The 16,502-nt window shown below is 41.3% G+C and carries 7 protein-coding genes; all 7 read right to left on the bottom strand.

The window, feature by feature from the left end; translation table 11 throughout:
- Positions 1–71: 71 nt before the first annotated feature.
- The gene (locus tag QWZ17_RS20885) at positions 72–2,537 is read right to left on the bottom strand and encodes an ABC transporter permease (protein ID WP_290307250.1); all 2,466 of its coding nucleotides are present in this window, start codon (positions 2,535–2,537) and stop codon (positions 72–74) included.
- 105 nt (positions 2,538–2,642) lie between these two features.
- Positions 2,643–5,072, bottom strand: coding sequence for an ABC transporter permease (locus tag QWZ17_RS20880; protein WP_290307249.1), 2,430 nt, complete (start codon positions 5,070–5,072; stop codon positions 2,643–2,645).
- Between the two features lie 116 nt (positions 5,073–5,188).
- The gene (locus tag QWZ17_RS20875; protein WP_290307248.1) at positions 5,189–7,612 is read right to left on the bottom strand and encodes an ABC transporter permease; all 2,424 of its coding nucleotides are present in this window, start codon (positions 7,610–7,612) and stop codon (positions 5,189–5,191) included.
- A gap of 245 nt (positions 7,613–7,857) precedes the next feature.
- Positions 7,858–8,880 carry a DUF4097 family beta strand repeat-containing protein gene (locus QWZ17_RS20870; RefSeq protein ID WP_290307247.1) on the bottom strand — a complete coding sequence of 341 codons (1,023 nt, stop codon included), beginning with the start codon at positions 8,878–8,880 and terminating at the stop codon, positions 7,858–7,860.
- Between the two features lie 231 nt (positions 8,881–9,111).
- Positions 9,112–11,505, bottom strand: a complete 2,394-nt coding sequence (locus QWZ17_RS20865) for an ABC transporter permease (RefSeq protein WP_290307246.1) — start codon at positions 11,503–11,505, stop codon at positions 9,112–9,114.
- A gap of 101 nt (positions 11,506–11,606) precedes the next feature.
- On the bottom strand, positions 11,607–13,988 hold the full coding sequence (locus QWZ17_RS20860; protein ID WP_290307245.1) for an ABC transporter permease: 2,382 nt from the start codon (positions 13,986–13,988) through the stop codon (positions 11,607–11,609).
- A gap of 122 nt (positions 13,989–14,110) precedes the next feature.
- Positions 14,111–16,486, bottom strand: a complete 2,376-nt coding sequence (locus QWZ17_RS20855; protein ID WP_290307244.1) for an ABC transporter permease — start codon at positions 16,484–16,486, stop codon at positions 14,111–14,113.
- Positions 16,487–16,502 lie beyond the last annotated feature (16 nt).

The following is a 16,502-nucleotide window of genomic DNA, read 5'->3' as shown; positions in this document are numbered from 1 at the left end:
TTCTAAATCCCAAAAGGAAATTCTAACCTCTAAAAGAAAAACTCTAAATTGAAAGCCATTTTCACTCACCATTATTCGCTCCTTAAACTCTTTGTGGGGTTTGCCATTGCGGCCCGTACAGTTTGGAAGCTTGAAGTGATCAGAGCCGTTAACAGCATGCCCCCACCACCTAATACAAATATCCACCAGCTGACGCTTGTACGATCTGCAAAGGTTTGCATCCATTTGTTCATGGCATACCAGGCCAAAGGTGTAACCAATGCAAAGGCCAGTGCAATTAGTAATACTAACTCTGTTGATAGCAACTTTACAATTTGCGCTACTGATGCTCCAAGTACTTTACGTACCCCTATTTCTTTGGTGCGCTGGTTGGTGTTGTATATAGCTAAGCCCAACAAGCCCAGGCAGCTTATAAATATCGATAACCCCGTGGCCCAGCTTAGCAAAGTTGAAGTATGTTGCTCCTGATCGTAAAACTTAGCTATGTTTTCGTCAAAAAAGTGGTATTCAAAATCATCCTTGGGGTAAAGTTCTTTCCATGAAGCCTGCATTGCTGCTATCGCTGTTTGCCATTCTTTGCCGCCCTGCGTTTGCGGTTTGAGGGCGATATGGAACGTGCCGTGATTGTATGGATTATGTTCTGTCAAAATCGCGATCGGACTAATTGGTGCATGTAACGATTCGGCATGAAAATCGCCAACTACGCCGATGATCTGCATTTTTGTATCGCCATTAAAATTATCTATTTGCTTGCCTACAGCATCCTGCGCGTTTTTAAAACCGATAGCGTGAGCGTAAGTTTCGTTGATCAAAAATGCTTTAGAGATATCCCCTATTTGCAAATTCCTGCCTGCTATTAACTTAAGCTTATACACCTTAATGTAATTCTCGTCGCCAAACTTCTCGCCCAGTTCCATTTTAATTTCTTTTTTGCCATCGCGATAGGTTGCCTCGGTAGAGTTGCTATTATCTGAGGATGGGGCGTCTTTACCTAAACTTACCAATTCTACCTGTGGCATGGCATTCAGCTTATTTAAAAACACCTGGTTAAGGCTCTCTGTGCGGTTTTTCCAGGGCGAATTGATAATGAGGATGGCGTCTTTTTTGAAACCAAGCTCTTTATGCAGCACATAGTAGATTTGCTTACTTACCAAAACTGTAGCCATAATGAAAAACTGTGCTATTACAAATTGGGTAACCGTTAATGATTTACGCAGCCAGGCATTACGGGTTTTACTGCTATTGGTGGACACCTGGTTTTTAAGTACTGATACGGGTTTATACCCCGATAACAGCATAGCTGGATAAAACCCGGACAGAAAACTAACAACCACCGTAAGCAATAATAAAAACACAATAATATCTGGCTGATTCAAAAGATTCAACTTAATACCCGCGGGAATAAAATCGGCAAAAAGTTTAAGGATCACGGGAGCCAGCAACGTTGAAACAATCACCGCCAGCGATGTAACAAAAAACGTTTCACTCAAAAACTGAACGATGAGTTGAAAACGGCTACTGCCCATTGTTTTGCGAATGCCAATTTCTTTTGCTCTTTGTGTAGCCTGCGCGGTAGTTAAATTAACAAAGTTAATGCAGCCCGACAATAACAAAAACGAAGCGATGACAAGCAAACCATACAAGGTAGTTTTGTTAGCAGAGCGCCCGCCATAAAATGTACCATAATCGGCATTGAAATGTACATCCTTCAATGGCTGCAATGCAAAGGCTCGCGTGTTGCCTTTATTTGATGCCGTTGGTGGATTGTGCTTTTTCAAAATTTCATTCATTTGTTTAACAACCTGCGCCGGGTTGGTGGAAGGCAGCAACTTGACAAACAATTGGGTAGCCGGACTGTAACCGCCCCATTGCAACGGCCGCATTTGATCGGTTATGCTGCTATTGGTATTTGCTGTAGCAAGGGAAATGAAATCATGCGATTCAAAATCCGAATTACCTTTAAACGGTTCAACTATGCCCGTAACAGTAGTTCTTATTGTATCGTAGTTAACCACTTTACCAAGCATTTCATAGTAGGACAACTTAGGAAAATACTTTTTAGCCTGATCGGCCCGTAAAACAACCTGGTTAGGTGCTTTGAAAGCCGTATTCATATTACCGGCCAGCCAGTTATAATTAAAAATTTTAAAGTAACGCTCATCGGTAAGTACCACGTTACTTTGTAGTTTAAACTTAGTAACCGTGCCTCCTTTTTCGTTGATTAATACATTTGGCTCGTAAATATTATAAAACGAGGCAGCCGTTTCAATGCCAGTTACCTGCGTCTTTACAGCCTGTGGCATGGGGCCGCATACGCCACGGTTAAAAGCCGGTTGACCAGCAAAAGTATAATTAGATACCACTCGATACACACGATTAGCATCTTTATATTCATTAAACGTAAAATCAAAATGAACTATAAGGTAAATAACCAACGCCGAACTAATACCTATGGAAAGACCAACAATATTGATGAACGTAAAAAATTTGTGCCGCCAAAAGTTACGCAGGGCTATTTTGAAGTAGTTTTTTATCATGATTGGTTCATTAGTTTAATATTAAAAATGCCATTGAATCATTTCGTCATTAAGTCATTTTGAAAAGTTCAATGACTTAATGACGCGTAGCGAATGCCCCAATGATTATTCCGACCGCAAGCTTTTCACCGGATTTGCAGTTGCTGCTTTGATGGATTGAAAACTGATGGTTACAAAAGCGATGACGACAGCAATTATACCGGCCATTACAAATACCCACCATTGAATATTGATCCGGAAGGCAAAATCAAGCAGCCATTTACTCATCGAATACCAGGCAATAGGTAGCGCGATGATAGACGCTATAAATACCAGTTTTAAAAAATCTTTAGATAGTTCTGATACTATCTGCGGGATGCTGGCACCTAATACCTTACGTACACCAATTTCTTTAACCCTTTGGGTAATGGTAAATGCCGATAAACCGAATAAACCCAAACAAGCTATAAATATGGCGATGAACGAAAATATGGTAAATAAAGTGCCTTGTTGCTGTTCGCTATCATATAATCGCTGAAATTTTTCGTCCAAAAAGGTGTATTCAAACGGGGTTTCAGATTTGTACTTTTTCCATGTTTGCTCCAGCGAGGCAATGGCCTGTTGTACATGATCGCCATTAATTTTGATAGACAGCTTGCCATAGTTACTGTTGGCGAATGAAGGCATCCGCATTAACAATGGAATGATATTTTGATGAAGGGATTCGAAATGAAAATCGTCAACCACTCCTATTACTTTTCCGTTAACACCGCCATAGCTTATAACTTTACCAATGGCGCTTTCGGGGGTTTTCCAACCAAGCACTTTTGAGGCTGCTACATTAATCACGTAGTTGCTGGTGTCCGTACCAAAATCTTTTGAAAAATTGCGCCCGGCGGCCATTTTCATACTATAGGTTGGTATAAAGCTGTAATCGGTATTGATATACTTAACAGCGGCTTTAACAGGTTGTAAAGTACCTCCCTGCATTACCTGAATGCCCTGATCGTCCAATAATCTACCAGACGGAATCCTTGAAGAACGGCCAATATCTTTGATATTACCATCGCGCATAGCTTCAGTTTTAAAAGCTTCAAACTCTGTTGGGTTAAATGCATTTCCCATGGTTAGCAGGTGTTCTTTATTGAAACCAAGCGATTTCTGCTGCATATACTTAAGCTGCTGGAAAACAATGGTTGTAGCTACAATTAAAATAATGGAGATTGAAAATTGCAAAACCACCAACACCTTACGAAACGAAACATTGCCCGAACCTACTTTAAGTATGCCCTTTAAAACTTTAATAGGTTTAAATGACGACATGAAAATTGCAGGGTAAATGCCGCTGATAATACCGATTACAAATGGCATTATCACAATAGCCAATATAATTTGAGGTTGATACAAGCTACTGAATGCCAGCTGTAATCCCGAGAATTTATTAATTAATGGTATGCTTAACCATGTTATTAATACCGCTAATATTAACGAAAACGCGGTAATCAGCACCGATTCACTTAAAAACTGGGTAATGATTTCTTTTTGCTGCGCGCCTATTACCTTACGGATTCCTATCTCCTTAGCCCTTAAAGTTGACCGTGCGGTTGATAGGTTCATGTAGTTGATACAGGCGATCAGCAAGATAAACAAAGCGATTGCCGAAAATATATATACCCTTTTAATATCACCGTTTTGCTCCAACTCATCGTCGAGATGCGAGTTTAAATGAATATCCAGCAGCTTTTGAAAATGCAACTTACTGAATTTCAACTCCCTGAAATTAGCAGGCTGCCCGGGAAAGTGAACATATTTGTCTAAAAAAGCAGGGAATTGTGCGGCTACGTGATCAACATTATAACCTTTAGGAAACAACAGGTATGTAAAAAACGCGTTGTTACCCCAGTTGGTTTCAAGCCCTTTTTTGCCGTACACAGCATTATCATTTAAGGTATTGAATGATAAAAGTAATTGCGGGTGCAGCTGGGCATTAGCCGGAAATGGCTCAAAAATGCCGGTAACCTTAAAGTTGTATTGGTTATCAAACCTAAACTCCTTGTTCATCGGGTCTTCGTCGCCAAAGTATTTGCGGGCCATTTCTGGCGTAAGCATTACGCTAAAAGGCTCGGCAAGGGCGGTTTTAGAATCGCCATGGATAGTTTTTATACTAAAAAAGTCGAAGAAGTTTTCGTCTGCAAAATAAGATCCCTGTTCGTTAAACAGCTTGTCTTTATAGCGAATGACCACGCTGCCGTTTGATAAAATGCGGGTAACCTTTTTAATATCCGGAAACTCGTTTTTTAGCAGCGGCCCAAACGGTGGCGCTACCGCACCCAGGTGCAGGTTGTCAATACCATCGGCAGTATTAAAACTGCGCGTTACCCTGTAAATGTCATCCGCATTGGCGTTAAATTGATCATAGCTAAGTTCATTAACCACATACACCACAATAAGCAGGCAGCAGGTTAAGCCAATGGTTAAGCCAAATATGTTAATGAACGAAATAAATTTGTGCCGGGTAATATTCCGCAAAGCACTCCGTAAATAATTTTTAATCATATTGTTGGTTCATTAGAGCCTCACCTAAATCCTCTCCAAAGGAGAGGACTTTGATTTGCAAGATTTATATTTTTCTTTTTAAAGCCCTCTCCTTTGGAGAGGGTTGGGTGAGGCTTTTACTCATTCCTTAAACTCTTAACCGGGTTAGCCAATGCCGCTTTAATTGATTGAAAGCTGATGGTTATGCCGGCAACCAACAGCGCTATTGCCCCGGCAATTAAAAACACCCACCATTGGATATTTATACGGTAGGCAAAATCCTGTAGCCACTTATTCATAGCGTACCAGGCCACAGGGAAAGCCACCAGCGATGCAATCACTATTAGTTTTAAAAACTCTTGCGATAACATGGCCGTAATGCTGCCGGTTGATGCACCCAATACTTTGCGAATACCAATTTCTTTTATCCGTAGCCTGATCATGTAAGCTGCTAAACCAAATAAGCCCAAACAAGCAATAATTAAAGCCACTACAGAAAACACGGTAAATATTTTGCCTGTTTGCTGCTCTGATGCATATAATGATGCAAACTGCTCGTCAAGAAACGAATAACTAAATGGCGCATCGGTTTTAAAATCGTTATATTGATTTTTAATATCTGCCAGTAAGGCTTTTACATTATTAGTTTTAATTTTCAGCAACATATTATTGGTGCTGTGGCCCGATAATAACATCAGCGGCGCAATTTTTTGTTTGGCAGATGCGTAGTGAAAATCCTGCATCACGCCAACAACCGTATATTTTGCCCTTGCCGACCGCACAATGGTTTTACCTATCGGATCTGCACTACCCCATCCCAAGTCCCTAACCAGGGCTTCGTTTACTACAACCGACATGGAATCTCCCGGGAAAGACGGATAGAAATTGCGACCTTTTAAAACTTTTACGCCAAGTGTTGGCAGGTAAGTATCATCCACGTGGTAAATATTGGTATGAATGCCCGCGTGGTTACCACTTTTATCAAACTCTTTACTCGCAATTTCGGTACCGTCAAGTCCTCCGTTGTTACCCGGCACGCTGCTGGAAATTGCGACGTTTGTTATTTGTGGGTTTCGCAATAATTGCTGCCTGAAGGCATTGATATTGGTACCCAACGTGTAAGTATCATTCAAAACCAAAACCTGGTCTTTATCATAGCCCAGTTTTTTGTTTTGCATATAGTGCAATTGCTGGTACACTACAAAAGTTGCGATGATAAGTAATGTTGATACAAAAAACTGGAAGATGATAAGGCCGCTACGTAGGTAATTGGTGGTTGCCGGTTTGGTGCTACCACCACCGCCTTTTAATACGCTAATGATATTAAAACCCGATAACACAAAGGCCGGATAAATACCTGCTATAACACCAACAACAAAAGCGAGCAAAAACTCAACAAGAAGGGCTTTATAATTTAAAAAAGAACTAAACTCAATATGCTTAAGCGATAGATCATTGAACAAGGGCAATAACAGGTAAACCATACACAACGCCAATACCATAGCGCCAGATGTTAATAGTACAGATTCGGTTAAAAACTGGGAGATCAACCCGCTTTTTTCTGAACCTAATACCTTACGGATACCTACCTCTTTTGACCGTTTGGCCGAGCTTGCGATAGACAGGTTGGTAAAGTTAATGCAGGCCAGCATCAAAATAAATATAGCCAGCGCGGCAAATATGTATACGTAGTGAATATCACCGTTTGGCTCAAGCTCGTATTTGGTATTGGAGTGCAGGTGTATAGCCGTTAAAGGCTGTAAAAAGAATATGAAGGTATTTACGTTTTTACTTGCTTCGGCCATGCTTACGCCCATATCATGGGCAATCTCTGGCACTACAAATTTGCGTACCAGGTCTGGAAACGATGCTTCAAGCTTTTTAGCGCTGGCACCGGCATTAAGCTTTACATAGGTAAAATACCCAATATTGCTCCAGGTTTGTTTTTGATTATCAACAAATGGCGCAAGGTTTAAAAAGGCATCGGCATGGAAATGTGAATTATCGGGTACTTTATCAATTACACCGGTAACCTTATATGGATCATTGCCAACCAAAAGCGATTTACCAATAGCTTGTGCATTGCCAAAGTATTTTTTTGCAAACGCACGAGTTATTACCATGGTTTGCGGCCCGTTCATGCAGGTGTTAATATCGCCATCAATCAGCGGGATAGAGAACATTTGTAAAAAGTTGGCATCAATCATTTGTACATGCTCTTCTTTAAAAAGCTTCTCATTATACTTAACAAAAACAGGTCCGCGCCCTGCAAGTCTTGTTACCTGGCTCACCTGGGGGTATTGATCCTTTATGCCCTTTGCCACAGCTAAATCAACCATAGGATATTCTGCCGTACCATTATTTTCGATAGCACGCAAGCCCACCCGATAAATTTGATCGGCCTGTGCCGGATACCTGTCGTAATTTAACTCGCTGTAAACGTAGGCCGTTATCAGCATACAACAAACCAGGCCCACAGAAAGGCCAAATACATTAATAAATGAAAATATCCTGTTACGTTTTAAACTGCGCCAGGCAGTTTTTATGTAGTTTTTAAGCATTGCGATGTAATTACAATTCACATTGTTTAAAACACATACCAATTATAAATACAACTGATAATCAAATACTTAAATAAAATATAAATTTTTAACTGTACGCAGGCGTAACAACGGGTGTACGGTTATGATACACCAGGTGAGCTGAAAGCTAAAGGCTTAACGCGGAAAGCTTTTACCGGCATAAAACAATAAAGGGCCGGTCGCGAATGCAACCAGCCCCTGTTATTTATAGTTTATAATTCGAATTAGTTCAAATCAAGGTTGATCCGGTTTGCCCTAATCTCAACAGTTGCACCGCCACCGTTTAATTTGCCATCTATCTTTTCTTTTTCCTTGGTGCCGCTAAAGTTTGATGTGAAATTGGCTTCTACCTTATCGGCGCGTAAATCAAGGTTTAAGCCTTGTTTGCCTGGTAGTGAAATATTGACGTTGCCACTTACATCAACTTTTACATATTTACCTACGCTGTTAAATTGCGCGTGGAAGCTGCCGCCACTTGTTGACGCATCAAGCGCGCAGGCCAACTGAGTAAGGTTAATGCTACCGCCAGATGTACCGGTTTTAAATTCACCCGCTATATTGCTGGCGCTGATACTGCCACCGCTTGTGTTTGCGGTAATAGTACCTTTTAAATCGGTAAGGCGTAATGAACCACCGGAGGTTTCCAGGTTGATGTTACCATTACAGTTGCTGGCCTCAATACTGCCGCCACTGGTTTCCAGGGTAATATTTGACCCCGAGTTACTTACATGAATACTACCGCCGCTGGTTTCGCCATGGATAGTCCCGGTGAGTTTATCTACATGAAGACTACCGCCGCTGGTTTCAAATTTTTCATTACCATTCAGGTTATCAAGGTGGATGCTTCCACCGCTGGTTTCCAGATTGGTATTTACCTGTTTAGGCACAAACACTTTAAAGCCTATGCTTAAAGAATTTCTCCAATTTGAAAAATTGTGCTTGTTTTTTGCCGTAGCATGAACTTCGCCACCGCTAACAGTTACACTCAGATCGTAATTTTGTAAGCGTTTTTCAATTTCTTCTTTAGAAAGATCGCCGTTGCCATTATTTCCCTGGATATAAACCTCAACGCGGGGTTGCTCGCTTGCTTCGCCGCTAACGCTGATGCTGCCACCCGATGTATTAACATATACTTCTTTAATACCCGCGCCAGACAGGGATTTGGTCATATATGGGGTTTTGGAGTTTTGTGCAAAAACCGCACAGCTTTGACAGGCAACAAAAAATAATAGTATATGCTTTTTCATGATTTTGGTTTTGTTTACTGATAAGACAACAACAAATGAAAATAAGTTGCACGGAAAACAAAATAAAAAAAGCCTCACCTAAACAGCGAAGCTCTCATGAGCTACAATAAAACAAAAACTGTGAATAATCCTCTCCAAAGGAGAGGACTTTTGATTTGCAGCTTTTACATTCGCTTTCTTTAACTATTCTTTTTCAAGTCCTCTCCCTTGGAGAGGATTTAGGTGAGGCTTTTACTCCGACCTCAAACTATCTACCGGGTTTGCCAACGCTGCTTTTACAGCGTGATAACTGATAGTAACCACAGCAGTTATAATAGCGATAGCACCAGCCAATGTAAACGCCCACCAAGGGACGGTAATACGATTAGCAAAATTTTGCAGCCAGTTATGCATCGCCCACCAGGCTATTGGTGACGCGATGATAACCGATAAAAATACCAGCTTTAAAAAATCTATAGAGAGCAGGGTGCTTATCTTTGATAAACTTGCCCCTAATATTTTGCGGATGCCGATTTCTTTGGTGCGTTGTTCAATAGTAAAGGCTGCTAAACCAAACAGGCCCATAGTTGCTAATATGATGGTGATATAAGTAAACAAGCTAAAAATAGCCGCCAGGCGGTCTTCGGCCTTGTATTGCTGGTTAAAGGCATCGTCCATAAATGTATAATCGAACGGTGTATCCTGGTCGTACTTCTTGTATATGCTTTGCATTTTACTGAGCATACCGGGCAAATTGGTATGCGGGGCTATTTTAACAAAAATATTGCAGCCTGTACGTTGCCAGAATGAAGAAGTATCAGCCAATGTAAACAAGGCAAATGGCTTTAGCTCTTCAGACATCGACGTAAAATTGAAGTTTTTGAGTACCCCAGCCACCTGGAATTTATGATTACCATCGCTTATAAAAATTCCAATGGGATTGGCTGGCAGGTGCAATTTTTCAATAGCCAATTCGTTGATCACAACCTTATCCCTGCCAACAATATCTGCTATTTGAGTTGGCGCGTATTTCCATTTGAGGTTAAGTGTTGAAACCAATTCTTTATCGCCCACTAAATTGGCTACACCAACGCTTTGGTCGGTTTTGTTTTTGCCGGCTACAAAAAACATATCATAACCTTTATACATTGCATAATGCGATGTGGCAATATTGCTGATGCCAGCCAGTTCGCTAATATCTTTTTTAAGGGCCACGTAGTTTTTAACCGCTGTAGTACTTACAGGCAACATCACTATATTTTCGCGATTAAGCCCTGTATCGGTATGCCTAAAGTAATATAGCTGCCTGTCTATGATGATGCCGCAAATGATTAAGCCTACCGATATGGCAAACTGTAGTGTAGTAAACACCTTGCGTACCGCTGTACCGCCGGCCTGCTTGCTCATTTTACCTTTAAGGGTTACCACAGGTTTAAAGGCCGATAATACCAGCGCCGGATAACTACCTGCTATTAAAATAGTTATCAACAATAATACAAACAAACAAATTAACACCGTTGGGCTGTATAAAAATGAATTGTCGATTTTTAATTGCAGCACATTTAAAAACCATGGTTTACACAGGTAACACAAGCAATAACCTAAAACAAAGGATACTCCCGCAAACAAAGCCGACTCGACGTAAAATTGTATGGCTATGCTCCCCCTGCTTGCTCCGGATACTTTACGCACACCTACTTCTTTAGCTCTTAAAGTAGCCCGCGCCGTTGAAAGGCTCATGTAATTTACCAACGCCAACAACAGTATGAGCACAGCCACCAAAGGGAATATTTTCAAGTACTTGGTATTCGATGAATCGCCAAAGTTCATATGCAGATGGGCATCTTCAATGGGCGACAGCGTGTAAAAAGTTTCATCGAAGATCTTATCCTTTTTGGCCATGGCCTGTAGGTTGTGCCTGAGCTGGGCGGTATCACCAGTATGCTTCAATAGTAGATTAAGTCCGAAAGAACCAAAACTGATTTCCTGCGAGCCGGTATACATAGAAGCCTCCTTCATAGCCAACAGGCTTTTGGTGGATGCCACAAAATTAAAATCAATAGATGAGTTTGACGGCGCGTTTTCGGCAACACCGGTGATATGGTAGGTATAAGCACTATCTGTTTTTATGGTGATGGTTTGCCCAACCGGGTTAACATCTCCAAAATACTTTTTGGCCATATCCCTTGAAATAACTACTGTGAACGGCGCCTTAAGCACCTCTGATACATCACCGGCTAATAGTTTGAACGAGTAAAAATCAAAGAAGTTAGGATCGGCAAACAGCAGCTTGTTTTCGGCAAATTTATTTTCGGGCGATTTAGGATTGCTTACAACCAATGGCCTAAAATAAGCGAGGGTACGCATGTAACTTTCAACCACGGGATTGTTTTTTTGAACAATAGGTCCGGTGGCATAGCTCATGTAAGCCATGTTCATAACGTTACCACCCGTTTTTATAGATGCCCTGAGGTTATATATCCGTTTGCCGTTTTTGTGAAAACTATCATAACTCATTTCATGAGTTACATACAGCATAATCATGATACAAACCGCCAGCCCCACAGCCAGGCCGGTAATATTTATGAAAGAAAACCCTTTATTCCTGCTTAAACTGCGAAAAGCTATTTTGATGTAATTGTTCATTGGTTCAATTGTTCATTAGTAGGATATCATTGAGTCATTAGGTCATTAAGTCATTGAAAATTCAAGAATGGCTTAATGACGCGAAGTAAGTGACCAAATGACTATTCCGTTTTAAGGCTTTTAACCGGATTTGCCAGTGCGGCTTTGGTTGATTGGATACTTACTGTTAGTGCTGCTACCAATAATGCGGCCCCTCCCGTTACAATAAATATCCACCAATGAATATCTATACGATAGGCAAAATCCTGTAACCATTTGCTGGCGGCGTACCATGCAATCGGCGTTGCTATTACGGAAGCTATAATTACTAATGATAAAAAGTCCCTCGCTATTAGCAGTACAACGTTAGCTACGCTTGCGCCGAGTACCTTACGAATGCCTATTTCTTTGGCGCGTTGTACAACAGCGAACGCGGTGATGGCAAATAATCCCAAGCAAGCCAACAAAATGGCCAGTACCGAAAATGTAGTGAACACGCCTGCCGTGCGCTGTTCAGACCGGTATAGTGCATCATAATCGTCATCTAAAAAACGATAGTCGAACGGACGGTGGTTCACGCGTTCTTTCCAGGTTTTGCTAATGGCATCAAGTGTAGCCGCGGTATTATTACCATTGATCTTTACAAACAGTCGGTGTAGTTGCTCATTATCCAAAAACAAGATTAACGGTGTAATTTGATCATGGAAAGATTTAAAATTAAAATCTTTAATTACCCCTTTAATAGTTCCCGTTACGCCTTTTGATATGGTTTTGCCTATGGCCTGCTCCGGTGTCCAGCCAAGAGCTTTAGCAGCCGACTCATTGAGCATGAATGTATAATGGTAATTTTTTCCCTTGTTAGTGGTATCCAGCAATTGCAGGTCAGCATGACTATAGTCTGTCCCAGATACCAGCTTAAGCTGCATTGTTTTGATGAAATCTTCATCAACAGGGATAGCGTTTACAGAAATGCTTTTACCATCATTGGTAGTAACGCCATCACCCCAACCTACGTTAATTGGTTCGTCATTAGCGGCAGCTACGGCTTGCACACCCGGGATGGCACTCATAGCTTTTTTAATTGCATCTAACTGTGGCAACATTTTACCATCAATGGGCAGTACTACCATATTGCTTTTACTATAACCTATATCCTTGTTACGGATGTAGGACAGCTGCTGCAATATCACTATAGTAGAGATGATGAGGAAAATAGAGATCACAAATTGAAAAACAATAAGCGATTTGCGAACGCTTTGGCCTGATGTAAATGAAAATCCTGATTTTAATATTTTCACCAGCTTAGCGTTTGATAATAACAAAGCCGGGTACGCACCGGCGGCGAAACCAATAGTTATGCTAAGTACTACAAGCGCTGCAAGAATTACCGGGTTAAATAAAGCTGCTGTTTCTAACTGTTTACCAGAAATCTGGTTAAACAACGGTAAAACCAAAGCGGCAAGTGCCATGGCTAAAACAGAGGCGACAACTGCCGTAAATACCGATTCGGTAATAAATTGCAGGAATAACTCGCCACTACCGGCACCCATTACTTTACGTACACCAATTTCGGCACCACGACCAGCCGATTGCGCTATGGCCAGGTTTACATAGTTAACACAGCCAATAATCAATATCAACGCGGCAACTACCAGAAGCACATATATGTAGGTCATGTTACCGTTAGGTTCAAACTCATCGGCAAGGTTTGAGTTAAGGTGAACATCGGTAAGTTTTTGCAGGTTGTAGGTAAGGTAATGCCCGCCATCCATTTTAAGTTCTTTTTTACTTACCGTATTCAGCATGTAATTGCTTAGTGCCTTTTGCAGCTGAGCAACCGATGTACCATCGTTCAAAAGCAGGTAGGTCATGTTATTGGCTGTCCACCATTGTTCGGGGCCGTTCATGTCCATATAAAGACTAAATGGCATCACAAAATCAAACTGAATCTGCGAGTTAGAAGGCACGCTCTCAGCAACAGCCGATACGGTAAAGTTTTTAGAGCCAACCTTTAAAACCTTTCCCATTGGGTCCTGGTTGCCAAAGTATTTTTGAGCCGCGTTTTGCGTGATCACGATTTTATCAGGAGCTGTTAGCGCAGATGCGGCATCGCCTGATATCAGCTTAAAAGAAAATACCTTGAAAAAATTAGGGTCGGCATATAACAAGCTCTTTTCATCAAACACCTGGTTGTTGTAGGTAACCACTTTGCCGGTTTTCATAGTTCGCACATAATCTTTTACACCCGGCAATGAACGCTTAAACTGCGGACCGGCCTTTGTACCACTAACAGCTATGCTTTGCGGGCCATCGGCGGTATTGTATTCCATGGTAGCGCGTACAATGTTATCGGCATTTGTATGAAAGCGGTCGTAGCTCAGCTCGTGTTTAATATAAATGCCAATAAGCAAACAGCTGGCTATCCCCACCGTTAACCCTAATACATTGATAAATGCATACAACCTGTTCTTCTTAAAATTACGCCACGCTAATTTGATATTCATAATTGTTAAATCTCTAAACTATAAAACTCTAATCCCTAATTTTCAAATCCTAAAACCCTGCTATAATGCGATCTTCTACACCCAGACCAATGAACTAATGAACCAGTGAACAAATGAACCACCTATTCCGACCTTAAACTTCGTATTGGGTTCGTCAACGCGGCTTTAAGCGATTGAAAGCTGATGGTTGCTAACGCGATCACAAAAGTTAAAAACGCCGCCAAAACAAAAATCCACCAATGGAGCGGCGTTTTGTAGGCGAAACTTTGCAGCCACTTATTCATCAGGTAATATCCAATTGGCATGGCTATTATTGTTGCCAGTAATACCGGTTTTAACAGGTCCTTTGAAATAAGCACCAGGATATTTTGTACCGATGAGCCCAATACCTTGCGTACGCCGATCTCTTTGGTGCGCCTGGCGGCTGTGAACGATGCCAGTCCAAATAAACCAAGGCAAGCGATAAAAATAGCCAGGCCCGAGAAGATTGTCAGCATAGTTTGCTGCCTGATATCGGTTTTGTAGGTGGTATCAAACTTTTGATCTAAAAAAGTATACTCAAACGGATAAACCGGCGCTACTTTGGCATATGCAGCTTTAATCGCGGCTAACGTAGCTGCGATATTGCCCGGTTTTAATTTAATCACAATTACCCTTCGGTCTTCACTTGGCGAAATCACCAGGGCATCCATGTTTTCTTTAAGCGATAGGAAGTTAAAATCTTCAACCACGCCAATTACATTGCGGCGTTTATCATCCCTGCCTAAGTTTCTTATCCATTTACCAATAGCTTGTTGCGGCGAGAAGCCTAACTTTCTGGCGGCAGTACGGTTCAACAATACCGAATTGGTGGTATCGGTAGCAAATGAGGGCGAAAAATCCCTGCCCGCGATTATTTTGAGGCCTAAAGTCTTCACATATTCAAAATCGGTAAATTCAGTGCGCGACATGAAACTGGCTTGCTGACCCTCGCCGTTAAAGCTATGCATATCGTAAAATCCGCCCGGCTCCCCCGACATCAGGGAAACGGATGATACTATCCCTGAATTTTGCAATTCATTTTTAAATGCTATGCGATGATTGTAAATATCATTGTTATCAATTTTAACTACCAATGTTTGGGCTTTATCGTACCCCAGCGATTTACTTTTGATATAATGCATCTGGTTTACAATAACAATGGTACCTATAATAAGCATCACCGAAATACCAAATTGCAATACCACCAATGATTCCCTGAAAATGCTACCACCTTTACCCAGCTTTAGTTTACCCTTCAAGGCCTGAATTGGCGAAAACGCCGACATGAAAATGGCCGGATAACTGCCGGCTAAAAAACCAACAATCAATATCACCCCAAAAAGAAATAAATAGATGGATGGACTATTCCATGATACCGTAAGATTATACCCCAGTAACTGATTGTAGGCCGGCATCAATAACATTAATAATCCAATTGAAAGCGCGCAGGAAATAAGCGCCAGCATTAATGATTCGCCTATAAATTGCCAAATGAGGTGATTACGTAACGCGCCCATAACTTTGCGCATGCCTACTTCTTTTGAACGCTCTACCGCCCTTATGGTGGCCAAATTCATGAAGTTGATACAGGCGATGAGCATAATAAGCGCCGCTATCGAAATAAATATAAACACTACCGTTTTATCGCCGTGACGCACATCGTCAAACTCGGTATACGGCTCAAAATAAATATCTTTTAGGGGGGTAAGGCTTAAAGTAAATTTGGTGCCAAACTTCTTCATATCCGGCCCCATGTATTTGTCCATGAACTGGCTAAACCTGCGTTCAATCGATGCTTGTTTAGTATGCTCATTTAACAGCACATAGGTAAATAAACCGTTATTGATCCATATATTGTAATTGGGGTACTTGGTGTAGTTAGAGATCGGCATCACCAGGTCGAAATACAAATGTGAATTTGAAGGGACATCTTTAGCTACGCCGGTAACTTTCAATTGCAGATCCTTGTCAAATTGCACAACCCTACCCATAGCTTTATCGGCAGAGCCAAAATACTTTTTGGCGGTTGTTTCTGTTAAAACCACACTATTGGGGTTATCCAACGCGCTGTTTGCATCGCCTTTGATAAGCGGGAACGAGAAAAGTTTAAAAAAACCGGCATCGGCAGCGTAAACCTTTTTTTCATTAAACGCCTTATCACCAAATGATACCAGGTTGTTTTGGGGGGCTACCCTTACCGCCATTTTTATATCCTGCGGATAATCATTCAACAAAGCAGGCGCGTAAGGTGCCGATACGTAAGGAACCCCAGGTTTGGCCGGATCAAAGCCGCGCATAACACGATAAATGTTTTTACCCTGCCTATGAAAGCTATCCACACTAAACTCATTCATGATATACAAGAATATCATAAGGCAAACCGTAATACCCATAGTTAAACCGAGGATATGGATAAGCGAAAATGCCTTTTGTTTGTAAAGGTTTCGCCAGGCTATTTTGAAATAATTTTTAATCATTGTGTTGGTTCATTGG

The sequence above is a fragment of the Mucilaginibacter flavus genome (assembly GCF_030409315.1).
GTDB lineage: Bacteria > Bacteroidota > Bacteroidia > Sphingobacteriales > Sphingobacteriaceae > Mucilaginibacter > Mucilaginibacter flavus.
The sequence above is the reverse complement of the archived record's forward strand: the minus strand, read 5'-3'. Positions and strand labels throughout refer to the sequence as shown.

What these genes read in the sequence shown, in the direction of transcription:
- QWZ17_RS20885 (WP_290307250.1), bottom strand. Translation starts at nt 2,537, where the DNA reads ATGATAAAAAACTACTTCAAAATAGCCCTGCGTAACTTTTGGCGGCAC.
- QWZ17_RS20880 (WP_290307249.1), bottom strand. Translation starts at nt 5,072, where the DNA reads ATGATTAAAAATTATTTACGGAGTGCTTTGCGGAATATTACCCGGCAC.
- QWZ17_RS20875 (WP_290307248.1), bottom strand. Translation starts at nt 7,612, where the DNA reads ATGCTTAAAAACTACATAAAAACTGCCTGGCGCAGTTTAAAACGTAAC.
- QWZ17_RS20870 (WP_290307247.1), bottom strand. Translation starts at nt 8,880, where the DNA reads ATGAAAAAGCATATACTATTATTTTTTGTTGCCTGTCAAAGCTGTGCG.
- QWZ17_RS20865 (WP_290307246.1), bottom strand. Translation starts at nt 11,505, where the DNA reads ATGAACAATTACATCAAAATAGCTTTTCGCAGTTTAAGCAGGAATAAA.
- QWZ17_RS20860 (WP_290307245.1), bottom strand. Translation starts at nt 13,988, where the DNA reads ATGAATATCAAATTAGCGTGGCGTAATTTTAAGAAGAACAGGTTGTAT.
- QWZ17_RS20855 (WP_290307244.1), bottom strand. Translation starts at nt 16,486, where the DNA reads ATGATTAAAAATTATTTCAAAATAGCCTGGCGAAACCTTTACAAACAA.